The 23,514-nt window shown below is 28.8% G+C and carries 24 protein-coding genes and 1 other annotated feature; of the genes, 20 read left to right on the top strand and 4 right to left on the bottom strand.

Annotated features, from left to right (window positions below):
- Positions 1-15 precede the first annotated feature (15 nt).
- On the bottom strand, positions 16-183 hold the full coding sequence (locus JWYL7_RS10540; RefSeq protein WP_161937483.1) for a hypothetical protein: 168 nt from the start codon (positions 181-183) through the stop codon (positions 16-18).
- A gap of 111 nt (positions 184-294) precedes the next feature.
- Here JWYL7_RS10540 and JWYL7_RS10535 point away from each other — a divergent pair, with 111 nt between their 5' ends.
- The 6 genes from JWYL7_RS10535 (at position 295) to JWYL7_RS05335 (ending at position 6,232) form a co-directional block, all read left to right on the top strand.
- Positions 295-465, top strand: coding sequence for a hypothetical protein (locus JWYL7_RS10535; protein WP_161937482.1), 171 nt, complete (start codon positions 295-297; stop codon positions 463-465).
- A 122-nt stretch (positions 466-587) separates the two neighbouring features.
- Positions 588-782: a hypothetical protein gene (locus JWYL7_RS05355; protein WP_066070030.1), complete on the top strand. Its 195-nt coding sequence runs from the start codon at positions 588-590 to the stop codon at positions 780-782.
- Positions 783-793: 11 nt separating this feature from the next.
- Positions 794-1,885 carry a DNA-processing protein DprA gene (gene dprA / locus JWYL7_RS05350; RefSeq protein WP_066070028.1) on the top strand — a complete coding sequence of 364 codons (1,092 nt, stop codon included), beginning with the start codon at positions 794-796 and terminating at the stop codon, positions 1,883-1,885.
- A gap of 29 nt (positions 1,886-1,914) precedes the next feature.
- On the top strand, positions 1,915-3,981 hold the full coding sequence (gene topA, locus JWYL7_RS05345; RefSeq protein ID WP_066070025.1) for a type I DNA topoisomerase: 2,067 nt from the start codon (positions 1,915-1,917) through the stop codon (positions 3,979-3,981).
- Positions 3,982-4,111: 130 nt separating this feature from the next.
- Positions 4,112-4,891, top strand: a complete 780-nt coding sequence (gene codY / locus JWYL7_RS05340; protein WP_066070022.1) for a GTP-sensing pleiotropic transcriptional regulator CodY — start codon at positions 4,112-4,114, stop codon at positions 4,889-4,891.
- A gap of 78 nt (positions 4,892-4,969) precedes the next feature.
- Positions 4,970-6,232: a replication-associated recombination protein A gene (locus JWYL7_RS05335; protein ID WP_066070019.1), complete on the top strand. Its 1,263-nt coding sequence runs from the start codon at positions 4,970-4,972 to the stop codon at positions 6,230-6,232.
- Positions 6,233-6,273: 41 nt separating this feature from the next.
- On the opposite strand, the gene JWYL7_RS05330 is transcribed toward JWYL7_RS05335, so the two are convergent.
- Complete coding sequence (locus JWYL7_RS05330; protein WP_149683718.1) at positions 6,274-6,552, bottom strand: spore coat protein; 279 nt, start codon at positions 6,550-6,552, stop codon at positions 6,274-6,276.
- A 20-nt stretch (positions 6,553-6,572) separates the two neighbouring features.
- Positions 6,573-6,785 (bottom strand): ferritin family protein, encoded by a 213-nt coding sequence (locus tag JWYL7_RS05325; protein WP_066070014.1) that lies wholly within the window; start codon positions 6,783-6,785, stop codon positions 6,573-6,575.
- Positions 6,786-6,911: 126 nt separating this feature from the next.
- Here JWYL7_RS05325 and JWYL7_RS05320 point away from each other — a divergent pair, with 126 nt between their 5' ends.
- Positions 6,912-7,991, top strand: a complete 1,080-nt coding sequence (locus JWYL7_RS05320) for an alanine/ornithine racemase family PLP-dependent enzyme (RefSeq protein WP_066070012.1) — start codon at positions 6,912-6,914, stop codon at positions 7,989-7,991.
- Here the strand turns inward: JWYL7_RS05320 and JWYL7_RS05315 are convergent.
- Positions 7,953-8,510 carry a DUF2238 domain-containing protein gene (locus JWYL7_RS05315; protein WP_066070008.1) on the bottom strand — a complete coding sequence of 186 codons (558 nt, stop codon included), beginning with the start codon at positions 8,508-8,510 and terminating at the stop codon, positions 7,953-7,955. The two genes, JWYL7_RS05320 and JWYL7_RS05315, sit on opposite strands and share 39 nt — an antisense overlap.
- 105 nt (positions 8,511-8,615) lie before the next feature.
- On the opposite strand from JWYL7_RS05315, the gene JWYL7_RS05310 reads away from it, so the two are divergent.
- The 13 genes from JWYL7_RS05310 (at position 8,616) to JWYL7_RS05250 (ending at position 23,510) form a co-directional block, all read left to right on the top strand.
- On the top strand, positions 8,616-12,044 hold the full coding sequence (locus JWYL7_RS05310) for a pyruvate carboxylase (RefSeq protein ID WP_066070004.1): 3,429 nt from the start codon (positions 8,616-8,618) through the stop codon (positions 12,042-12,044).
- Between the two features lie 163 nt (positions 12,045-12,207).
- Positions 12,208-12,639, top strand: coding sequence for an RrF2 family transcriptional regulator (locus tag JWYL7_RS05305; protein WP_083528287.1), 432 nt, complete (start codon positions 12,208-12,210; stop codon positions 12,637-12,639).
- A gap of 13 nt (positions 12,640-12,652) precedes the next feature.
- Positions 12,653-13,840: a cysteine desulfurase NifS gene (gene nifS / locus JWYL7_RS05300; RefSeq protein ID WP_066069998.1), complete on the top strand. Its 1,188-nt coding sequence runs from the start codon at positions 12,653-12,655 to the stop codon at positions 13,838-13,840.
- A 1-nt stretch (position 13,841) separates the two neighbouring features.
- Positions 13,842-14,282 carry a Fe-S cluster assembly scaffold protein NifU gene (gene nifU, locus JWYL7_RS05295; protein WP_066069995.1) on the top strand — a complete coding sequence of 147 codons (441 nt, stop codon included), beginning with the start codon at positions 13,842-13,844 and terminating at the stop codon, positions 14,280-14,282.
- A 75-nt stretch (positions 14,283-14,357) separates the two neighbouring features.
- Positions 14,358-15,443 carry a tRNA 2-thiouridine(34) synthase MnmA gene (gene mnmA, locus JWYL7_RS05290; RefSeq protein ID WP_066069992.1) on the top strand — a complete coding sequence of 362 codons (1,086 nt, stop codon included), beginning with the start codon at positions 14,358-14,360 and terminating at the stop codon, positions 15,441-15,443.
- Between the two features lie 75 nt (positions 15,444-15,518).
- Positions 15,519-15,701 (top strand): hypothetical protein, encoded by a 183-nt coding sequence (locus tag JWYL7_RS05285; RefSeq protein WP_066069988.1) that lies wholly within the window; start codon positions 15,519-15,521, stop codon positions 15,699-15,701.
- 59 nt (positions 15,702-15,760) lie between these two features.
- Positions 15,761-15,978: a binding site (T-box leader), on the top strand.
- 52 nt (positions 15,979-16,030) lie between these two features.
- A complete protein-coding gene (gene alaS / locus JWYL7_RS05280; protein ID WP_066069985.1) occupies positions 16,031-18,673 on the top strand; it encodes an alanine--tRNA ligase in 2,643 nt (880 codons plus the stop codon).
- An 89-nt stretch (positions 18,674-18,762) separates the two neighbouring features.
- Entirely contained in the window at positions 18,763-19,020 is a 258-nt protein-coding gene (locus tag JWYL7_RS05275; RefSeq protein ID WP_066069982.1) for an IreB family regulatory phosphoprotein, read from the top strand.
- A 9-nt stretch (positions 19,021-19,029) separates the two neighbouring features.
- Entirely contained in the window at positions 19,030-21,180 is a 2,151-nt protein-coding gene (locus JWYL7_RS05270) for a hypothetical protein (RefSeq protein WP_066069979.1), read from the top strand.
- A gap of 28 nt (positions 21,181-21,208) precedes the next feature.
- Complete coding sequence (locus JWYL7_RS05265) at positions 21,209-22,159, top strand: aldo/keto reductase (protein WP_066069976.1); 951 nt, start codon at positions 21,209-21,211, stop codon at positions 22,157-22,159.
- A gap of 9 nt (positions 22,160-22,168) precedes the next feature.
- Entirely contained in the window at positions 22,169-22,588 is a 420-nt protein-coding gene (gene ruvX / locus JWYL7_RS05260) for a Holliday junction resolvase RuvX (RefSeq protein WP_066069973.1), read from the top strand.
- A 69-nt stretch (positions 22,589-22,657) separates the two neighbouring features.
- Positions 22,658-22,921, top strand: coding sequence for a DUF1292 domain-containing protein (locus JWYL7_RS05255; RefSeq protein ID WP_066069970.1), 264 nt, complete (start codon positions 22,658-22,660; stop codon positions 22,919-22,921).
- A 154-nt stretch (positions 22,922-23,075) separates the two neighbouring features.
- A complete protein-coding gene (locus JWYL7_RS05250; RefSeq protein ID WP_066069967.1) occupies positions 23,076-23,510 on the top strand; it encodes a Fur family transcriptional regulator in 435 nt (144 codons plus the stop codon).
- Positions 23,511-23,514 lie beyond the last annotated feature (4 nt).

Here is a 23,514-nt window from a genome sequence, read left to right as displayed (position 1 = left end):
AAGGAGTCTAAAATTTTAGACTCCTTTATTATTCTTAGTTTTATTATTCTTTTTTAAAGATTTGAGGTCATGAAAGTTAACATCATAAAAGTCAGCTGAAGTTTCTTTGTCTATATAACTATTATTTCCATTTGTTTTAACTACTTTAACAGATTTATTTTTAAAATAATTTATCTCAGGCATATAATCTCTCCTTTTTCTTTATCTTTCTTTTATTTTATACAATTTGAAAAATTAAATAAGCAGAATATATAACATATAACAGGAAAAAATAATACAAAAAGGAGTGATATGGTGAAAGAAGATATAACTAAAAAACTTGAAAAAGCAGGTATAAAAGATGAAAAAAATATAAGTATTGAGGATATTAAATCAGCAGTTGCTGATGTTATAGTTGAAACAGAAGAAGAAATGAAAAAGCAAACTGAAATTTTAAATAAAATAAAATGGATGTATAATAGATAGCTAAAAAGTAAAAGTCTATACTCTAGGGTATAGACTTTTATAACAGATAGGAAATTGAATGTATATCTGTAACTAAATTCTGTAAATAATATCATTATAAAAATATACTTAGGAGGTAAGAGATGGAAATAATAGATGAGACAATCCAATACATACTTTTTTCTTCCATATCTAAAATATTAAATGATTTTTTAGACAATCCTTGTGAAGATATAGATTATCTAGAAAACTTGATAAATTATTACACTGAAAACTACGGGAAAAATTCACAGTGTCTAGTTGCTAAATTAGAAATGATAAAAAGCAAAGCCAACTGACGGAGGATAATATGGATAGATCTGATACATATCTTTTGCTGTGGCATATAAAGGGTATAGGGTATAAAACAATAAGAAAATTAGAAGAATATTTAGACTTTCAAATAGAAAACATATGGAATATAAATGTAAGTGAAATTCATAAAATTCCAAATATCAGTTCAAAAATAAAAGAAAGTATAGTACAATATAGGAGTTTGTGTTATTTAGATAAGATAAAAGAAGATCTATTAAAAAATAATATACAATATATAACGATAGATGATGATAAATACCCCAAAAAACTTAAAAATATCTACGATCCTCCATATGTAATTTTTATAAGCGGAAATGAAAAAATATTAGATGAATTTTCTATTGCTATGGTAGGATCAAGAAAAGCAACAGGGTATGGGATATGGTGTGCTAAAAAAATAAGTGAAGAATTATCAAATTTAGGTATAAATATTGTAAGTGGTTTAGCGATAGGAATAGATTATTATAGTCATGTAGGAGCACTAAATGGAAAAGCTAATACAATAGCTGTTTTAGGTTCATCGATAGATAGACCCTATCCAAAAGAAAATATAAAGCTTATGAGGAAGATAATAGAAAATAAAGGGGCTGTAATTTCTGAATATCCACTGAATTCAATGCCAAAACCAGCATATTTTCCTATGAGAAACAGAATCATAAGCGGTATAGCTGATGGAGTATTAGTTGTAGAAGCAGCACAAAAAAGTGGAGCATTAATAACTGTTGATTATGCTTTAGAACAAGGTAAAAATGTATTTGCTATACCAGGAAATATAAATTCATTTATGAGCAGTGGATGTAATAAAATTATCAAAGAAGGTGCAAAACTTGTAACTTCTACAGAGGATATAATTTGCGAATATGATATAACTTTACATAAAAATTTGACTGATAAAAACAATTTAAATATTGAAAGTGATGAAAATATAATTATTAGTATTCTAAAAAAGTATGGAAGTTTGCATGTTGACACGATCTTACAGCATACAAATATGAATATAAAGGATATATTAGGAATATTAAATATACTAGAGATAAAAGGAGAAGTTTTAGAGATAGGAAATAAAATATACACAATAAATACATAATTATACAGAAAAATTCGGGGGTGTATTTTATGGCAAAAAATTTAGTTATAGTTGAATCACCAGCTAAAGCCAAAACAATAGAGAAGTTTTTGGGGAAAAACTATGTTGTAAAAGCTTCTGTAGGGCATATAAGGGACTTGCCTAAAAGTAAGTTAGGTGTAGATATAGAAAATAATTTTCAACCACAGTATATAAACATAAGGGGAAAGGGAACTGTAATAAATGAACTTAAAAAAGAAGGCAAGAAAGCTGAAAAAATATTTCTAGCAACAGACCCTGATAGAGAAGGAGAAGCTATATCATGGCATTTAGCTCACATATTAAACTTAGATGAATGTGAAAAGTGTAGAATAGAGTTTAATGAAATAACAAAAGATTCTATAAAAAAGGCAATAAAAAGTCCTAGAGCTATAAATAAAAATCTAGTAGATGCACAACAAGCTAGAAGAATATTAGACAGACTTTTAGGATATAAAATAAGTCCTTTGCTGTGGAAAAAAGTTAGAAAAGGTCTAAGTGCTGGTAGAGTTCAATCGGTAGCAACTAGATTAATATGTGATAGAGAAGAAGAAATAAAAAACTTTGTTCCTCAAGAGTATTGGAGTATAAATTTATTATGTGAAACTTTAAATAACGATAAAGTTGAATTTAAATTTTACGGACAAGGGGATAATAAGCTAGAAATAAACAATCAACAACAGGTTGATGAAATATTAGAAAATATAAAAGGAAAAGACCTAGAAATTACTGATGTTATTACAAAAGAAAGAAAAAGAAGTGCTCCTAAACCGTTTACAACAAGTATGCTTCAACAAGAATCATCAAATAAACTAGGTTTTCCTACAAAGAAAACGATGTTAATAGCTCAGCAATTATATGAAGGTATAGATGTAAAAGGCGAAGGAACAGTAGGTTTAATATCTTACATAAGAACAGATTCTCAAAGAATTTCACAAGAAGCAGCTGAAAAAGCAAAAGAATATATAATAGATGAATTAGGAGATAAATACTACAAAGGAATTTCAAACAAATCATCTAATAAAAAGAAAATTCAAGATGCTCATGAAGCAATAAGACCTACATCGATACAAAGAACTCCAGATAAAATAAAAGACTCTTTAAGCAAAGAGCAATATCAGCTATATAAGCTTATATGGGAAAGATTTATAGCAAGTTTAATGGAAGATGCTATATATGACTCTTATTCTATAACTGGACAAATAGGCAACTATACTTTTAAGGCTAGTGGTTCAAAATTAAAATTTGATGGATTTTTAAGAGTATATACATTTGCAAGTGCAGAAGAAAAAATGTTACCACATATAGAAAAAGGATGGGCGTTAAAGGTAGAAGATACTATACCAAAGCAACACTTTACACAGCCACCAGCAAGATATACAGAAGCAACATTAGTTAAAACATTAGAAGAATTAGGAATAGGTAGACCAAGTACTTATGCTCCTACTATTGCCACTATCTTAGCTAGAGAATATGTAGTAAAACAAGGAAATAGTTTTTATCCTACTGAAATTGGGATTTTAGTTACCGAAATAATGAAACAAAACTTTGAAAAATTTGTAGATATTGACTTTACTGCAGAAATGGAAAATATGCTAGATGAAGTAGAAGAAGGGAATATGAAATGGAAAGATGTAGTTGAAAATGTTTATAGTTCTCTAAAAGATGCTATTGAAAAAGCAGAACAGTCAATAGACAAAGTATCCGTTGAGGAAGAAACAGGAGAAACTTGTGAAAAATGTGGCTCTCCTATGGTTATAAAGTATGGAAGATTTGGAAAGTTTATATCTTGTAAAAATTATCCAGAATGCAAAAACACAAAACCAATACTTAATAAAGTGGGAATAACTTGTCCTAAATGTAAACAAGGTGAAATAATAGTAAGAAAAACTAAAAAGGGAAAAATATTTTATGGATGTTCTAATTATCCAGCCTGCAATTTTGTATCTTGGAATAAGCCAACAGGAGAAGTTTGTCCAGCATGCGGTGAATATTTAGTTCACAAAGAAAATAAAAAAACAAGTAAAATAGTATGCCCAAATAAAGATTGTAATTTTGAAAAAAAAGTCGAAATTTAACAGAAATTTGTTGATAAATTATTTGAAATATGATAATATTTCTTTTGTGTCTTGTATACTATAAAAAATATTATAAAAATTCTAAAAATTATAATATATATGTTATAATAAACTCAAAGGAGGAATTCGCATGGCTGGATCATTATTAGAAAGAACTCGAAAAGTTAACTCCATACTTCAAAACTCAGGAAGTAATCCAGTTTCTTTCTCTGAATTAAGTCAGACATTAAAAGAGGTATTAAGTTCAAATGTATATATAGTAAATACAAAAGGAAAAGTATTAGGAGTAAGTTTAACTCATGTACTAGATAGCCCTACTTTTGTAGATGAAGAAACAGGAGAAGAAAAGCTTCCTAAAGAATATAATGATAATATTATGAAAATAACAGAAACAATAGAGAATGTAACAAAAGAAAAACTTTTAGAAATATTTAAAAATGATGTTCAAAGTTATAATAAATTTGTTACGATAGTACCTATAATGGGAAGTGGAAAAAGGCTAGGAACTTTAGTTCTTTCAAGATACGAAAGTATGTTTACTGAAGAAGATTTAGTTTTGGCAGAGTATAGTGCAACTGTAGTAGGACTTGAAATATTAAGGGCTAAAAGTGAAGAAATGGAAGAAGAAATGAGAAAAAAAGCAGTAGTTCAAATGGCTATAGGCACTTTATCATATTCAGAACTTGAAGCTGTAGAGCACATTTTCTCAGAATTAGAAGGTAATGAAGGTTTATTAGTTGCTAGTAAAATAGCAGATAGAGTTGGAATTACAAGATCAGTTATAGTAAATGCTTTAAGAAAATTTGAAAGTGCAGGAGTAATAGAATCTAGATCTTTAGGAATGAAAGGTACTCACATAAAAATATTAAATGATAAACTGTTAGAAGAACTTGAAAAAATGAAAAAATAATTTAAAAAACTACCTTTTTAAAAGGTAGTTTTTTCTGACTTTGTTTGAATAAGTTTTGAATGGAAAGAAGTTGATAAAATGAAGCCTTTAGCAGATAAGGTAAGACCAAACTGTATAGAGGATATAGTTGGACAAGACCATCTATTAGGAGAAAATGGAATATTAAGAAATATGATAAAAAATGGATATATATCAAATATGATATTTTTCGGACCTCCAGGAACAGGAAAAACAACAGTTGCAAATATTATTTCAAACAAAACTAACAAAAAAATTTACAAATTAAATGCAACAACAGCATCGCTTGAAGATATAAAAGAAATAACAAATGAAATAAATAATTTAATAAATTACAATGGAATTATTTTATATGTAGATGAAATACAATATTTCAATAAAAAACAACAACAATACCTTTTAGACTTTATTGAAAAAGGAAAAATAACTTTAATAGCCAGTACGACTGAAAATCCATATCATTATATACATAAAGCTATATTAAGCAGAGTAAATATATTTGAATTTAAGCTTCTTGAAAAAAATGATATCTTAAAAGCTTTAAATAGAGCAATTAATATATTCAAAAAAGATCTTTCTGCTCAAATAGAGCTTGAAAATGGTATATTAGAATATATTTCAACAATAAGCAGTGGTGATTTAAGAAAAGCATTAAATATTCTTGAAACATGTATATACTCTTGTATACCAAATGAGGAAGGTATTATTCGTGTAAGTTATAATTTAGTTAGAGAAAATTTCAATTCTTGTTTTATAAATATAGATAAAGGTCAAGATTATCATTACAATATAATAAGTGCGTTTCAAAAATCTATAAGGGGAAGTGATCCTGATGCTGCTATGCATTATCTTGCAAGACTTATAGAGGCTAAGGATTTGGTTTCTATATGTAGAAGACTTTTAGTTATAGCTTGTGAAGATATAGGCATGGCTTACCCGAGTGCAATATCAATAGTAAAATCTTGTGTTGATTCAGCAAGAGAATTAGGATTTCCTGAGGCTAGAATTCCTCTAGCACAAGCAACACTAGTTTTAGCTACTGCACCTAAATCAAATTCAACATTAAAAGCTATAGATCTTGCGCTTGAAGATGTAAAAACTAAGGACATAGGAGATATACCTAATCATCTAAGAGATGCTCATTATATCGGAGCTAGCAATCTTGGGAGGGGAATAGATTATAAATATCCTCATGATTATAAAAATAATTATGTAGATCAGCAATATTTGCCTGATAGTTTGAAAGATAAGAAATACTACATTGCAGGAAAAAATAAAATGGAACAAAAAATAAATGAATATCAGATAAATTTAAGAAAATAACAAGAAAGTAGACTAATGTTTGTCTACTTTCTTTTTGTTTTCTATTTTAATTCACTTTCCATTTGAGTTGCCATTGATTTGGCTTCATTTACATCAGAGTCTAAAGCATCTTTAGTTTTATACCATCCTTTTTGCTTCATAGCATCAAATACTTTGTATTGGATATCTTGAACATTTTTATAATTATTTATTAAAGTATTTCTCAGATTTTGGCAAGAAGATTCTGTTATACCTGTACTATATGCTGAAATAACTTGCTTTTCAGAAGCTAATAAATCATTCATAAGCTCTTTTTCAGTAAAACTACCTGTACTTGTCATATTCATCCCTCCTAAATTTTTTACTGATGTGAGTCAAGATATGATTTTAAACTATTAAAATTTCTTTTGTGAACATCAGCAGCTTCATTGCACAAAGATTTTAAAGATGGGTCTGTACAATAATCAGCGTATTGTCTAAATTTTTTATTCATCATACATTCATAATTAAGTTGATCTTGAATAACCTTTAAATTATTGCTTTCTATTTGTTTGTTTCCTAAATTAAAATTCATATTTTTACCTCCTAAAATTAAGAGTTTGTGATCACTCACAGTTGTTATTATTGCCTAGCTTAAAGTTGAATATAAGAGGAATTTTTTGAATAAATTTTAAAAGAAAAATATAGGAGGTGAAAATATTTGTATCCGCTGTTAGAAATCAATCTAGGTAAAATATACCAAAATGCTAGGTATATTGTAAAATTTTGTGAAAGTAAAAATATTGATGTGGCATTTGTAGTTAAAGGATTTAATGCAATACCTGAAGTTGTAAATCTTATATCACAATCAGGATGTAAATATATAGCTGATTCGAGAATAGAACATATAAAAAAGTTAGTAAAAAATAATATAAATTCAAAGTTTATGTTACTTAGAATACCAATGCTTAGCGAAATAAAAGATTTAGTTAAATACGTAAATATAAGTTTAAATTCAGAAATAAAAACATTAATTGAAATAGAAAAAGAGTGTTTAATACAAAACAAAGAACATAATGTTATATTAATGTATGATGTAGGAGATTTAAGAGAAGGAATTTTTGAAGATGAGGAATTGATACAAACTGCACTATACATAGAAAAAAATCTAAAAAAAGTAAAACTTTATGGAATAGGAACAAATGTAGGTTGTTATGGAGGAGTGGTTCCAACAAAAGAAAATATAGGGAAATTAGAAAAAGTTGCTATACAAATAGAAGAAAAAATAGGAAGAAAACTAAATATAATATCAGGAGGAGCAACAACATCTTTGACATTACTTATTAAAGATGAAATGCCAAAAAAAATAAATAATTTAAGAATAGGAGAAGGGATGATATTAGGAAGGGATTTAAAAGATCTTTGGGGATATGACATCAAAGAAATACACAAAGATGCATTTATATTAAAGGCTCAGGTTGTAGAAGTAAAACAAAAACCATCAAAACCTATAGGAAAATTATTCGTAGATGCTTTCGGGAAAATACCAGAGTTTAAAGATTATGGAATAAGAAAAAGAGCATTACTTGCAATAGGAAAAGCTGACTTTGTTTTTTGTGATCAGCTCATACCTAGATTGCAAGGAATAAAAATTCTAGGAGGAAGTTCAGATCATTTGATACTAGATATAAATGATTGTAAAGAAGATATACAAGTAGGAGATATATTAGAGTTTGAAATATGCTATGGTCCTATGTTATATTTAACTAATTCTTCTTGTGTTAGAAAAGTTTTTGTATAGATAAAAAAAGTAAGCTAAAAGACTACCTACATTATTAGCTATAATGTCTAACATAGTATCGTCAAGTCCTTTCTGACTTTTGGTTTTGAGAGTAAGATCTAAAAAATACTCAAAAATCTCAAAAGATGTTCCTAGACAGCATCCTAATGAATATATAAATATGAATGTGAATAATTTATTAGTATGTTTTATATCTATAAAAGATAAAACAAATAAAGTAATGCAAAATGTTCCGTAAACATGCAAAAATTTATCCCACCAACTTATAGTTTCATAAAACTTTATATACTTTCCTAAAAAACAATGAAAAGTAGATAAAATAAGAATCAACTCTAGCGAAGCAAATTTAACTTTTATTTTCTTAACCTTTAAAATCCAAAAGATAAGTATATTTAAAGTAAGTACAACAAAAGCACCAATAGTTTCTGTGTTTTCACCTAAAATAAAAAGGCCAACCAACGAGTAAAAAATGAGAAAAAAACAAGCAAATCTTATAACATTTGATATATTTTTAGGCATAATAATCACCTCAAATAAGCATTAAAAATATTTTTTCATAAGATATAAGAAATTATGTATTGTAGATAAATTATGATTTAAATTTGTGTGTTGGGTAGGAGGGTTATGGTGATAAAGAATTTTAAAAAGGTATTAGTTGCAAATAGGGGAGAAATTGCTATAAGGATTTTTAGAGCTTGCCATGAGCTTGGAATTAGAACTGTTGGAGTATATTCAAAAGAAGATAAATATAGTCTTTTTAGAAGTAAAGCAGATGAATCTTACTTAATAGGAGAAAATAAAGGGCCTATAGAAGCATACTTGAGCATGGAAGAAATAATTGATATAGCTAAGAGGAAAAATGTAGATGCTATTCATCCAGGATATGGATTTTTATCTGAAAATCATGAATTCGCAAAAATGTGTGAAGAAAATGGAATAACTTTTATAGGGCCATCGTATGAATCTATGCAAAAAATTGGAGATAAAATAAACTCTAAAAAAATAGCAAAACAAATCAAAGTTCCGGTAATACCTGGAGTTGATTATCCGATTGAAGATATTTCTAAGGCAAAACAAATATGCTCACAAATAGGATACCCTGTTATTTTGAAAGCCTCAAATGGAGGCGGTGGAAGGGGTATGAGAATAATATATAAAGAAGAAGATCTAGAACTTGAATTTGACAGAGCATTAAGTGAGGCTGAAAAAGCTTTTGGGAAAGCAGTTATATTTATAGAAAAATATTTAGATAACCCTAAGCATATAGAAGTTCAGATATTAGGAGATAAATATGGAAATATAGTTCATCTTTATGAAAGAGATTGTTCAGTTCAAAGAAGACATCAAAAAATTATAGAATATGCACCTGCATTTTCGGTAAGTCAACAGATAAAAAATAAAATATATGAAGATGCTTTAAGGCTTGCTAAACAATCAGGATACTATAATGCAGGTACAGTAGAGTTTTTAGTAGATAGGCAAGGAAATTATTATTTTATAGAGATGAATCCAAGAATACAAGTAGAACATACCGTAACTGAAATGGTCACAGGAATAGATATAGTTCAATCACAAATACTCATAGCGCAAGGCTATTCTTTAGATAGTGATAAGATAAATATAAAATCTCAAGAAGATATAAAAGTTAATGGATACTCAATACAATGTAGAATAACAACAGAAGATCCTAAAAATAATTTTATGCCAGATACGGGTAAAATAAATTTATATAGGACTGGGTCAGGTTTTGGAATAAGACTCGATGGAGGAAATGGATTTACAGGAGTACATATAACTCCATATTATGATAGCTTGCTTGTTAAAACTATTTCATGGGACAGAAGCTTTGATGGAGCTATAAGAAAATCTTTAAGGTCTATAAGTGAGCTTAGGATAAGAGGGGTTAAAACAAATGTAGGATTTTTAATAAATGTATTGAATCACCCTGTATTTAAAAGTGGAAATTTTCATACAAACTTTTTAGATCAAACTCCGGAATTATTTGATATAAAAGAAGGAAAAGATAGAGCAACAAAGATATTAAAATTTATAGGAAATATAACAGTTAATGAAAACAAAGGAGAAAAGATAGATTTTAAACCTATGAAAGTAAATAATGTAAAAATAGACACTTGTATAAAAGGATCAAAAGATATTTTAAATGAATTAGGAACTGAAAAGTTTATAGAATATATAAAGAAAGAAAATAAACTTTTTATAACAGATACGACTATGAGAGATGCTCATCAGTCTCTTCTTGCAACTAGATTTAGAACTATAGATTTACTCAAAATATCAACACATGTTAACAATTATATGAATGACTTGTTTTCTATTGAAATGTGGGGAGGAGCAACATTTGATGTTTGCTATAGATTTTTAAAAGAATCTCCTTGGATAAGACTTAGAAAATTAAGAGAAAGAATACCTAATATATTATTTCAAATGTTGCTTAGAGCATCAAATGGAGTAGGATATAAAAACTATCCAGATAACGTAATAAAAGAATTTATAAAACAATCAGCACAAGAAGGTATAGATATATTTAGAATATTTGATAGCTTAAACTGGATAGAAAATATGAAAGTTCCAATTTATGAAGCACTAAATACAGGCAAGATAGTTGAAGGAACTATATGTTATAGTGGAGATATACTAGATAAAACTAGAAATAAATATACATTGAATTATTATATAAAAATGGCAAAAGAGCTAGAAAAATTAGGAGTTCATATTTTAGCTATAAAAGATATGGCTGGACTTTTAAAGCCGTATGCAGCATATGAACTTGTAAAGGCATTAAAACAAGAAATATCAATACCTATACATTTGCATACACATGATACAAGTGGAAATGGAATAGCTTCTCTTTTAATGGCAAGTGAAGCAGGTGTAGATATTGTAGATTGTGCTATAGAATCTATGTCAGGATTAACAAGTCAACCTTCTTTAAATAGCTTAGTTTATGCACTAAAAAATACGCCAAGAGATACAAAAATAAACTTAGATAATATAAAACAAATAAATGAGTATTACAAAGATTTAAGACAGGTATATTATAAATTTGAAAGCAAACTTAAAACTTCATATGCAGATATATATAAATATGAAATACCAGGTGGGCAATATACAAATCTAAAACCACAATTAGAAGCATTAGGTTTGTCTGATAAGTTTGAACAGGTAAAAGAAAAATATAAGGAAGCTAATGAGATTTTAGGAGATATAATAAAAGTTACTCCATCATCAAAAGTTGTAGGGGATTTAGCAGTATTTATGGTTAAAAATAAATTAAATAAAGAAAATATTATAGAAAAAGGAGAAAGTTTGTCATTTCCTGATTCAGTAGTAGATTATTTCAAAGGAATGATAGGTCAACCAGAAGGAGGATTTCCAGAAAAGCTTCAGCAAATAGTACTGAAAAAGGAAAAACCTATAAATATGAGGCCAGGAAAACTTTTGAAAGATGTAGATTTTGATCAATTAAAGAAAGAAATTGATAGTCAATATAAAATGTCTAGTAATATATTAAACGTATTGAGTTATTCTCTTTACAATAAAGTATACAAGGAATATCTTGAGCATTTAAGGGAGTATTCAGATGTATCTATGTTAGATAGTGATGTATTTTTCTATGGTCTAAGAAAAGGAGAAGAATGTGAAGTTGAAATTGAAGATGGAAAATTACTTACTATAAAATTAATAGAAATATCAGACACAAAGGAAGATGGCTACAAAACTTTAACCTTTGAAGTTAATGGGATGAGAAGAGAAATAGAAATAAAAGATAAGAATTTTGTTAGTGCACAAAGAAATATATTAAAGGCAGATTTTAACAACAAAAATCATGTAGGAGCAAGCATACCTGGAAAAGTTATAAAAATATTAGTAAAGGAAAACAAACAAGTGAAGGAAAATCAACCTTTGATAGTAATTGAGTCAATGAAGATTGAAACAACCATACTATCAAAAGCAAATGGAATTGTAGATAAAATATATGTATCAGAACAAGAGCTAGTTTCAGATAAACAGCTTTTAATTACTATAAAATAGCATGTTTTTTACATGCTATTTTTCTGTTTTTGTTTGTCTAAAAAGTATAATAAAAGAGATTATATGGAAAAATAAGTCTAGTTAATGTTGACAAAACATATAGGATATAATATACTTACATTATAATCCATAGTTGAGTACTAGGATTTAGGAAGGTGATATTTTGAAACTATCGACTAAGGGTAGGTACGGGCTTAAAGCCATGTTCGAATTGGCTTTAAATCAAGAAAACTCTCCAGTACCTTTGAAATATATAGCAAACAAGCAAGATTTATCTGATCAGTATCTAGAGCAAATATTTTCATCACTCAGAAAAGCTGGGCTTATCAAAAGCGTCAGAGGAGCACAAGGGGGATATCTCTTATCTAAAGATGCTAGTAAGATAACAGTAGGAGAAATAATAAGAGTATTAGAAGGTCCTATTGCTCCAGCAGAGTGTGTTTTAGATACACAAGCAGATTGTGAAAGATCAGATTACTGTGTAACAAAAGGAATTTGGGAAAAGATAAAAGACAGTATAGACTCTGTTATAGATTCTGTAACATTACAAGACATGGTAAATGATTACAAGAGAAAAACTAATAAAGAAGAATAGGAGATGGAGTGTCATGGAAAAAAGAAAAGTATATATGGATTATGCTGCTACTACTCCGATGAAAAAAGAAGTATTAGATGCTATGATGCCTTATTATACTGAATTGTTTGGAAATGCTTCAAGTATACATTGTTTCGGACGAGAAGTTAAAAGTGCTTTAGAAACTGCAAGAGAAGAAGTTGCAAAACTTATAAATGCTAATACTTCTGAAATATATTTCACAGCAGGAGGAACAGAGGCTGATAACTGGGCTATAAAAGGCTATGCGTTTGCAAACAAAGAAAGGGGAAATCATATAATAACAACTAAAATAGAGCATCATGCAGTACTTCATACTTGTGAGTATTTAGAGAAGTATCATGGATTTGAAGTAACATACTTAGATGTAGATAAAGACGGAATTGTAGATCTTAAACAGCTTAGAGAATCTATAAAAGATACAACAATACTTATATCAGTAATGTTTGCAAACAATGAAATAGGAACTATACAACCTATAAAAGAAATTGCACAGATAGCAAAAGAAAAGGGCATAGCTTTTCATACTGATGCAGTTCAGGCAGTAGGGAATGTAAAAGTAGATGTAAAAGAATTAGACATAGATTTAATGGCAATGTCTTCTCACAAAATATATGGTCCTAAAGGAGTAGGGGCTTTATATGTTAAAAAAGGTATAAAACTTCATCCTTTAGTTCACGGAGGAGCACAAGAAAAGAAAAGAAGAGCAGGAACAGAGAATATAGCAGGAATAGTTGGTTTTGGAAAAGCAGCTCAGATAGCAAGAATTAATTTAGACAATCATATAGAAAAACTTACAAGTTTAAGAGAAAAACTTATAAATGGAGTATTAGATAAAATTCCATATACAAGATTAAATGGACATAGAACAAATAGATTACCGGGAAATGCTAATTTTTCGTTTGAGTTTATAGAAGGAGAAGCGTTACTTTTAAGCTTAGATATGTTAGGTATTGCAGGTTCAAGTGGTTCAGCCTGCACATCAGGTTCGCTTGATCCATCACACGTTCTTATGGCTATAGGGTTATCTCATGAGATAGCACATGGTTCTTTAAGGTTATCTCTTGGAGATATGAACACAGAAGAAGATGTAGATTATGTATTAGATAATCTACCAAAAATAGTTGAAAGACTTAGAATGATGTCGCCGCTTTATGAAAAGGTAACAAAGGGAGGAAATTAAAATGTATACAGAAAAAGTAATGGATCATTTTATGAATCCACGAAATGTAGGAGAAATAGAAGATGCAGATGGCGTTGGACAAGTAGGAAATGCAAAATGTGGAGATATAATGAAAATTTATCTAAAAATAGAAGATAATATCATAAAAGATGTTAAATTTAAAACTTTCGGATGTGGATCAGCTATAGCAACTTCAAGCATGGCAACAGAAATGATAAAAGGAAAAACTATACAAGAAGCTTTAGAGCTTACGAATAAAGCTGTTGCAGATGCTTTAGATGGATTACCACCTGCTAAAATGCACTGTTCAGTTTTAGCAGAACAAGCAGTAAAGTCAGCTTTATTAGATTATGCAAAGAAAAATAATGTTTATATACAAGGACTAGAGAACATAAAAATAGATGATGAACATGATCATCATCACGAAGAAGATGAAGAATAATTCTTTACCCGGGGAATAATGCCCGGGTTTTAATTTTAAAATAAAAACATAAAATAAATGTACGAGGTGATAAACTTGAAAAAAAGAGTTATGATAGGAATGAGTGGAGGTGTAGATAGCTCTGTTGCAGCATACTTATTAAAAGAACAAGGATATGATGTAATAGGAGTTACTATGCAAATTTGGCAAAATGAAGACGACGATGTTATAGAAAATGAAGGAGGATGTTGCTCGTTATCAGCTGTAGAAGATGCGCGAAAAGTTGCTGATAAAATAGGAATTCCTTTTTATGTTATGAATTTTAAAGATATATTTAAAGAGAAAGTTATAGATTACTTCATAGATGAATACTTAGTAGGAAGAACGCCTAATCCTTGTATAGCGTGTAATAAACATATAAAATTCGATGAATTTTTAAAAAGAGCAAAAAAGGTTGGATGTGACTATGTAGCAACAGGTCATTATGCAAAAATTGAGTTTGATGAAACTTTAAACAGATACCTTTTGAAAAAGTCGATAACAGATGAAAAAGATCAAACATATGCACTTTACAATATGACACAATATCAACTTTCTCATACACTAATGCCTTTAGGCTATTACACTAAAGATAAGATAAGACAAATTGCTAAAGAAATAGGGTTAGATGTAGCTAATAAACCAGATAGTCAAGAGATATGTTTTGTAAAAGATAACGATTATGCTAGATATGTAAAGGAACATTCTAAAGTAAAAATAAAAGAAGGAAACTTTGTAGATAAAAATGGAAAAATATTAGGAAAACATAAGGGTATAATAAATTATACAATCGGACAAAGAAAAGGTTTAGGAATAGCACTAGGAAAACCTATGTTTGTAGTTGATATAATTCCAGAGAAAAATTTAGTAGTATTAGGAGAACACGATGAAGTATTCAGTAATGAACTAATAGCATCTGATGTAAATATAATTTTATTTGATGAAATAAAAGAGCCTATAAAAGTAAAGGCTAAGATAAGATATTCAGCTCCACCTAAAGAAGCTACTGTATTTAATGAGGGAAATGGAAAAATCAGAATAGTATTTGATCAAATGCAAAGAGCTATTACTCCTGGACAGTCTGTAGTTATGTACAAAGATGATATAGTAGTAGGTGGAGGTATAATAGAAAAAAGATTATAATTTTGCAAAAATTAGCTAGTATATATTAATTTGATAAGTAAAAACTAATCATAAAAGTATGAAAGGGGTGCTTTTATGAGAAGAAATGGAAGTATGACTAACGCTGCCATAATAGGAGGCATACTAGGAGCTACAGCTTCAGCTTATGCTTTATCAAGAATGAATGTTATGCAAAGAAGGAGAGTTTATAGAACAGGAAGAAATATAGCTAGATTTGCAAACAAAGTTATGGATAGAATGGACAATGGATGGTTTTAAGTAAAATTATTGACAGACTACGTTTTGTTGTATAAAATGTAGAATATGGTTATATAATGACAAAAACTGTGAAAAGAACTAGTAAATTAACTGATTCTTATAGAGAAGGGATCCAAGGCTGGAAGATTCCTAGATAGGTTAATTGAAGCTCTCTTGGAGTTGCAACTTTGAATCAAGTAGGAGTTGCCGGATTATTTCCGTTACAATAAGGTTTAACCTAAGATGCTAATTTTTAGCAAATAGGGTGGTACCGCGAGATTAATCCCTCGTCCCTATGTTCTCCATAGAGACTAGGGATTTTATTATGTACATAAAAAGGAGGAAAATATATGAATAAACTTGGTTTGAACGAAATAAGAAAAAGATTTCTTAACTTTTTTGAATCAAAAGATCACTTAGTAAGACCTAGTTATTCCTTAGTTCCACAAGATGATGCAAGTTTATTGTTGATAAATGCAGGAATGGCACCACTAAAAAACTATTTTATGGGTAAAGAAAAACCACCTAAAAACAGAATGGCTACATGTCAAAAATGTATAAGAACTGGTGATATAGAAAATGTAGGAGTAACATCAAGACATGCTACTTTCTTTGAAATGCTAGGCAACTTTTCTTTTGGAGATTACTTTAAGAGAGAATCTATACATTGGGGATGGGAATTTATAACAGAGCATTTAGAAATTCCTAAAGAAAAATTGTGGGTATCGATATATGAAAATGATGATGAAGCTTTTGAAATATGGAATAAAGAAATCGGCGTTGAAGCTGAAAAAATAGTTAGACTAGGAAAAGATGATAATTTCTGGGAAATAGGAACAGGGCCGTGTGGACCATGTTCAGAAATTTACTTTGATAGAGGAGAAAAATATGGTTGCAAAAGTGAAGATTGCAAGCCTGGATGTGATTGCGATAGATATGTAGAGTTTTGGAATCATGTATTTACTCAGTTTGATAAAGATGAACAAGGAAATTATAACCCTCTACCAAATCCTAATATAGATACTGGTATGGGACTTGAGAGAATAGCTTGCCTTATGCAAGGAGTAGACACGATATTTGATATAGATACAATAAAGCATATACTACAAGGTGTTATACAAATAGCTAATATAAAGTACAATGAAGATAATAAAAAAGACATATCTATAAGAGTAATTACAGACCATATAAGAGCTGTTACATTCTTAGTATCTGATGGCGTTCTTCCATCTAATGAGGGAAGAGGATATGTTTTAAGAAGGCTTTTAAGAAGAGCTGCAAGACATGGTAAATTACTAGGAGTTAAAGGAGCATTTTTATATCAATTAGCAGATAGAGTAATTGATGTAAGTAAAGAAGCTTATCCTGAACTTGTACAAAAAAGTGATTACATAAAAAAAGTTATAAAAATAGAAGAAGACAAATTCCAAGAAACTATAGATCAAGGTATGGATATATTAAAACAATATATAGATGAGCTTAAAGATAACAACGAAAAAATACTATCTGGAGAAAAAGCATTCAAACTTTACGATACTTTTGGGTTCCCAATAGACTTAACAAAAGAAATTTTAATTGAAGAAGGACTAGATATAGATAAAGATGAATTTGAAAAAGAAATGGAAAAACAAAGAAATAGAGCAAGAGTTGCAAGACAAAATGAAGGAGCACAAGGTTGGAAAGAAGATGCTTTTTCTAAGTTGAATATTAGTGAAAAAGTAGAGTTTATAGGGTACGAAGATCTAAAGGCAAAAAGCAATGTATTAGCCATAGTAATAGACGATGAAATAGTGAATGAAGCAATACAAGGCAAAAGTGCTATAATAATAACTCAAAAAACACCTTTTTATCCTGAAGGTGGTGGACAGGTAGGAGATAAGGGAGTTATTATAAGTGATAACTTTAAAGCAAAAGTAGTAAATACTAAAAAAGCAGTAAATGACATAATTTATCATGAAGTAGAAATAGAAAGTGGTATTATAAAAGTAAATGATGAAGTTGAGTTATGTGTTTGTAAAGATGAAAGAGAAAATACAGCAAGAAACCACTCGGCAACACATCTTCTTCATAAAGCTTTAAAAGATATACTAGGAGATCATGTTCAACAGTCTGGATCTTTAGTTACTCCAGATAGGTTAAGATTTGACTTTACTCATTTTGAGCCTATATCAAAAGAAGATTTATCAGCTATAGAAAGTCTTGTAAACAAAACTATATTAAGCGGACTTAAAGTATCTGCTAAAGAAATGGATATAAATGATGCTAAAAAAGTTGGAGCTACAGCGCTTTTTGGAGAAAAATATAAAGATTTAGTTAGAGTAGTTTTTATGGGAGATTATTCAATAGAGCTTTGTGGAGGAACACATGTAGAGAATACAGGACAGATAGGCTTGTTTAAAATTTTATCAGAATCAGGTATAGCTTCAGGAATAAGGAGAATAGAGGCTATAACAGGTTTAAATGTGTACGAGTATATAAATAAACAAAATGAAACTATATCAAAAGTATGTTCAGTATTAAAGACTAAGGAAGATAACTTAATAAATAAAGCTGAATCTGTAGTTGAAGAAATAAAAGAATTAAATAAAGAGGTAAGTTCTCTAAAAACGAAACTATCTATGCTTTCAGTAGATGAAATATTAAGCAAAAAAGAATCTGTAAAAGGAATAAATGTTGTTGCTGGAAAGTTTGATAATATGGATATGGATACCCTAAGAAATATGGCAGATACATTAAGAGATAAGTTAGTATCTGGAGTTATAGTTTTAGGAGCAGTTAATGATAATAAAGTAAATTTTGTAGCAACTGCAACTAAAGATGTGATAGAAAAAGGAGTTCATGCAGGAAATCTTATAAAAGAAGTTGCCAAAATCGCAGGTGGAGGCGGTGGCGGAAAACCAAATATGGCCCAAGCAGGTGGAAAAGATATTACAAAAATAGATAAAGCAATAGATTATTCAAAACAAGTGTTGCAAAATCAAATAAAAGGGTAAAACTAATAACAGAGTCGTCTTAGATGAAGACTTTGTTACTTTATACATATATGCTATAATATATGCAAACAATAAAAGGGGTGTTGTTTATGGAAAAAGATTTAGAATTAACAATGATGTTTGAGTCACCAGAAAAAGAAGACCTTACTCCTAAAGATATAATACTTAACGTTTATCACGCTTTAAAAGAAAAAGGCTACAACCCTGTTAACCAATTAATAGGATACATATTATCAGGAGATCCAAGTTATATAACTAGTTATAAAGATGCAAGAACGATGATAAGAAAAATAGAAAGAGATGAAATATTAGAAGAAATATTAAAAAAATACTTAGAAGGAAAGTAGGTAGATCAGTTGAAAAAAAGATTTTTCGGATTATTTTTGGCAATTTTGTTTATACTTAATGTTTTTACTAGTTTTTCTTATGCAGATACAAATGGAAAAGTAATATTAGTTGTTATAAATAGAACTTCTTTAGAAAATATGCTCAGTATAGACAGAATAAAACAAGAACTAAATGATAGAGGATATATAGGCCTTATGAATATAAGAGGTTCTAGGGGAACATCGGATGTAAGGTCTTATGCAACTATAGGATCAGGAACTAGAGCATATATAAATTATAGAAGCTTAGACTTTCAAACACTAGATGAACAAAGTAAGAAAATTTATGAAAGAAGAACAGGAAAAAAAGCAAAATATATAAACAACCTTAACATCAATACTTTAAGATCTGAAAGTTTAGCTGGAGAATACTCAGCAGTTTTAGGAGCACTTGGAACAGAGTTGAAAAACAATGACTTAAGGGTTTCTGTTATAGGAAATGCAGACACAGATACAGAACAAAGAAGAGAAATATGTCTAATAGGCATGGATGAAAATGGACAAATAGAAAACGGAAACATTGATTTTATAAATATAGATGATAACACTATGCCTTTTGGGATAAAAACTGATTATAAAAGACTTATAGCTGATACTAAAAAATTCTATGATAAAAGTGATCTGTTAGTAGTTGAATTAGGAGACACTTACAGATTAGATCTTTATAGAAACAATTTAAATTTAAACTCTTACAATAAAATGAAAGAAAAAATATACGATAACATAAGTGGTTACCTAGATGAGCTTTTTAATATCGCAAGTGAAAATGATAGAATATATATATTAAGTCCTTATCCTACTTTAGAGCATTTTAGAGCAGGATACAGACTTTCTCCGGTCATTGTGTTTGAAAAAGATTCAAAAGGAATTCTTGCATCTTCAACAACTAGAAGGAAAGGGCTTATAGGAAATGTAGATATCCCAGTAGATATATTAGAGTATTTTGGTAAAGAATCTCCAGCAATGATTGGAAGAACTATACAGAAAATATCTAAAGACAATAATATAGATTTTTTAAATTATGAATATGAAAAAATAGTATCTACATATAACATAAGAATTCCAACTTTATATACTTATGCTGTTTTTCAAATGATAGTATGGATAATTGCGCTTTTAGCAATATTCATGAAAAAGAAAATACCAAAGCAGTTATTTAATGCATTTGTAGCAATTTTGAAATTTACTTTAGTTATACCATTTGTTCTTTTAATAGAGCCTATTTTAAACCTAAATAGTGAGCTAAGCATAATATTAGCAGCAATAGGATTATCATTTGTAGCATTTTATATAGTGCATAAATTTGTAAAAGATGATTTAAATAAAATAACTATATTAAGTAGTATTACTTTCTTAGGAATTTTAATAGATGCAGCTACAGGACAAAATATGATAAAAAATTCTCTATTAGGATACGACCCTATAATTGGAGCAAGATACTATGGGATTGGTAATGAGTATATGGGAGTTTTGATAGGATCAATAATACTTTCTCTATCTTCTTTACTAGAAAAAAATAAAATATCAAAACTAGTATTAAGCTTAGTACTGTTTATGTGTATATTTATATTAGGTCATCCTAAAATGGGAGCTAATGTAGGTGGAACAATAACTGCAGTATTTGCGTTCACATTTTTAATTTTAAAAGTTTATGATGTGAAAGTAGATATAAAGAAAATTATCCTAATATTAACTTTAGTAGTTTTAGTAGTTGGTACTATGGCATTTATAGATATTAACTTTTCAAAAAGTCAATCACACCTAGGAGGAGCTATACAAGATATAATTACTACAGGACCTATTATAATAATACAAATCATAAGAAGAAAGATAGAAATGAATTTAAGACTTATAGGAGTGTCTATATGGAGTAAAGTACTTATATTAGGGGTTATTATAGTAGGTATACTATTTAATAAACCATCTGGAATACTCAAAAAACTATGTGATATATATCCAAATATAGAAAAAGGATGGCAAGCTATAATAGCTGGTAGTATCGTAGGTTTTTTAGTAAATGATTCAGGAGTTGTAGCTGCAGCTACAAGTATTTTGTATGTTATAGTCCCAGTACTTTTGCTTATAATGAAAGATATAGATAAGTTAAAAAGCCAGGAATAAACCTGGCTAGTTTTTTGGAGTGATTAGAATGAGATATAACGTATTAGGAAAAACAGGACTTAAAGTGTCTAATATATGCTTTGGAGCATTAACTATAGGCCCTTTGCAAAAGAATATGACTAAAGAAGAAGGATCAAAAGTTATATTAGAAGCACTTGAAAGGGGTATAAATTTTATAGATACAGCTCAACTTTATGGGACGTATCCTCATATTAAACAAGCTTTAAAGTCATATAAAAGAGAGAATGTAGTTATAATAACAAAGTCATATGCATACTCAAAAGAAACTGCACAAGAAAGTCTAAAAGAAGCTTTAAAAGAAATGGGAACAGATTATGTAGATGGATTTTTGCTGCATGAACAAGAAAGTGAACATACAATAAGGGGTCACTATGAAGCGTTAGAATTTTTTATAAAGATGAAGGAAAAAGGATATATAAGATCAGTTGGGATATCTACTCATAATGTATCAGGAGTAAAAGATGCAATAAAATTTAAAGAAATAGATGTAATACATCCAATAGTAAATAAACAAGGAATAGGAATACATGATGGAACTATAGATGAAATGATCGAAGCTATAAGACAAGCAAAAAAAAATAATATAGGAATATATGCTATGAAACCATTAGGTGGAGGGAATTTAATATATTCTTATGATGAAGCTATGGATTTTGTTTTATCTTTAGATATCATAGATTCAATAGCAATAGGAATGCAATCTAAAGAAGAAGTTATAGCTAATATACTTAAAGTAGAGGGAAAAATAATTCCAGATGATATAAAGAGAAAGTTAAACAATAAAAAAAGACATCTTCAAATAGCAAGCTGGTGTATAGGTTGTAATGCATGCGTTCAAAAATGTAGTCACAAAGCACTTAAGATAGTAAATGAAAAAGCTGTTGTAGATCCAGACAAATGCGTACTTTGTGGATATTGCTCAAAATATTGTAAAGATTTTTGCATTAAAGTGATTTAGGAGGATAATATGAAAAGGATTATGGCTTTAGATGTAGGAGATGCAACTATAGGAGTTGCAGTTAGTGACCTTATGAAAATAACAGCACAAGGAGTAAAAACAATAAAAAGACAAGGTATAAATAAAGACTTAGAAGAAATTGAAAAAATAATAAAAGAAAAAGACGTAGAAAAAATAATAATAGGATTTCCAAAGAATATGAATGGAACAGTAGGCCCTCAAGGAGAAAAAGTAATTAAGTTTTGTGAAAAGCTAAAAAAAAAGGTAAATATTAGTATAGAGCTTTGGGATGAAAGATTGACTACTGTTGCTGCACAAAGATCTTTACTTGAAGCAGATATTAGTAGACAAAAAAGAAAAAAAGTTATAGATATGATTGCAGCTACATTTATATTGCAAAGTTATTTAGATATGATAGGAAATAAGTAAATTTTATATGTTAAAAGTGATATATTTAGTATATAATATTATTAAATAATTATTTTAAGAGGTGAAACTATGGAACAAAACATAATAACTTTAGTAGATGAAGAAGGAAAAGAAACTGAATTTGAAGTAATAATGACACTAGAGGCTGAAGGTAACGAATATGCTATACTTATGCCACTAGAAGACAATGAAAATGAAGAAGCTTATATATTTAAAATTGTAGAGCAAGAAGATGGACAATATACTATTATTCCTATAGAAAGTGATGAGGAATATGAAACTGTTTTATCAACTTATGAAACTTTAATGCAAGAAGAAGGTTTAGAAGAATAATAAGCTGCTGTTTGGCAGTTTATTTTTTCGTTTTCAAAAGAAATATTTTATCATTAATAAAGATTTTGATTAACATATTTGTTGACATAATTTGTATCTTGGATTAAAATATTAAATGAAAAGAATTATTATTTGAAAAAATGCAGGTGAAGTTATGGAAAATTGTCTTGAAACTATAAAGGATAAACTAAAAGAAGAAGGTTTTAAGCTCACTCCCCAGAGAAGATCTATAGTTGAAACTATGATCGATTCTAAAGGAAAACACCTAAGCAGCGAAGAAATATATGATTTAGTTAAACAAAAATGTCCAGAAATAGGGCTTGCAACTGTATATAGAACACTTCAGTTGCTAGATGAGGTAGGAGTAGTATTAAAGTTGAACTTAGACGATGGCTGTACAAGGTATGAAGTTAATGTTGATGATGAAAATCACAATCATCACCATCTGATATGCAAAAAATGTATGAAAGTTATAGAGGTAAAAGAAGATCTTTTAGAAGTACTAGAAGAGAAAATAGAAAAAAGTTATAATTTTAAAATTTACGATCACGATTTAAAATTCTTTGGTATATGTAGTGAATGTAAATAACCCA

It is taken from the genome of Alkalithermobacter thermoalcaliphilus JW-YL-7 = DSM 7308 (assembly GCA_001584565.1).
GTDB classification, from domain to species: domain Bacteria; phylum Bacillota; class Clostridia; order Peptostreptococcales; family Peptostreptococcaceae; genus Alkalithermobacter; species Alkalithermobacter thermoalcaliphilus.
The sequence above is the reverse complement of the archived record's forward strand: the minus strand, read 5'-3'. Positions and strand labels throughout refer to the sequence as shown.

What these genes read in the sequence shown, in the direction of transcription:
- JWYL7_RS05250 (WP_066069967.1), top strand. Translation starts at nt 23,076, where the DNA reads ATGGAAAATTGTCTTGAAACTATAAAGGATAAACTAAAAGAAGAAGGT.
- topA (WP_066070025.1), top strand. Translation starts at nt 1,915, where the DNA reads ATGGCAAAAAATTTAGTTATAGTTGAATCACCAGCTAAAGCCAAAACA.
- JWYL7_RS05330 (WP_149683718.1), bottom strand. Translation starts at nt 6,552, where the DNA reads ATGACAAGTACAGGTAGTTTTACTGAAAAAGAGCTTATGAATGATTTA.
- alaS (WP_066069985.1), top strand. Translation starts at nt 16,031, where the DNA reads ATGAATAAACTTGGTTTGAACGAAATAAGAAAAAGATTTCTTAACTTT.
- JWYL7_RS05315 (WP_066070008.1), bottom strand. Translation starts at nt 8,510, where the DNA reads ATGCCTAAAAATATATCAAATGTTATAAGATTTGCTTGTTTTTTTCTC.
- JWYL7_RS05265 (WP_066069976.1), top strand. Translation starts at nt 21,209, where the DNA reads ATGAGATATAACGTATTAGGAAAAACAGGACTTAAAGTGTCTAATATA.
- nifU (WP_066069995.1), top strand. Translation starts at nt 13,842, where the DNA reads ATGTATACAGAAAAAGTAATGGATCATTTTATGAATCCACGAAATGTA.
- JWYL7_RS05285 (WP_066069988.1), top strand. Translation starts at nt 15,519, where the DNA reads ATGAGAAGAAATGGAAGTATGACTAACGCTGCCATAATAGGAGGCATA.
- JWYL7_RS05255 (WP_066069970.1), top strand. Translation starts at nt 22,658, where the DNA reads ATGGAACAAAACATAATAACTTTAGTAGATGAAGAAGGAAAAGAAACT.
- codY (WP_066070022.1), top strand. Translation starts at nt 4,112, where the DNA reads ATGGCTGGATCATTATTAGAAAGAACTCGAAAAGTTAACTCCATACTT.
- dprA (WP_066070028.1), top strand. Translation starts at nt 794, where the DNA reads ATGGATAGATCTGATACATATCTTTTGCTGTGGCATATAAAGGGTATA.
- JWYL7_RS05275 (WP_066069982.1), top strand. Translation starts at nt 18,763, where the DNA reads ATGGAAAAAGATTTAGAATTAACAATGATGTTTGAGTCACCAGAAAAA.
- JWYL7_RS05325 (WP_066070014.1), bottom strand. Translation starts at nt 6,785, where the DNA reads ATGAATTTTAATTTAGGAAACAAACAAATAGAAAGCAATAATTTAAAG.
- JWYL7_RS10540 (WP_161937483.1), bottom strand. Translation starts at nt 183, where the DNA reads ATGCCTGAGATAAATTATTTTAAAAATAAATCTGTTAAAGTAGTTAAA.
- ruvX (WP_066069973.1), top strand. Translation starts at nt 22,169, where the DNA reads ATGAAAAGGATTATGGCTTTAGATGTAGGAGATGCAACTATAGGAGTT.
- nifS (WP_066069998.1), top strand. Translation starts at nt 12,653, where the DNA reads ATGGAAAAAAGAAAAGTATATATGGATTATGCTGCTACTACTCCGATG.
- JWYL7_RS05355 (WP_066070030.1), top strand. Translation starts at nt 588, where the DNA reads ATGGAAATAATAGATGAGACAATCCAATACATACTTTTTTCTTCCATA.
- JWYL7_RS05335 (WP_066070019.1), top strand. Translation starts at nt 4,970, where the DNA reads ATGAAGCCTTTAGCAGATAAGGTAAGACCAAACTGTATAGAGGATATA.
- JWYL7_RS05310 (WP_066070004.1), top strand. Translation starts at nt 8,616, where the DNA reads ATGGTGATAAAGAATTTTAAAAAGGTATTAGTTGCAAATAGGGGAGAA.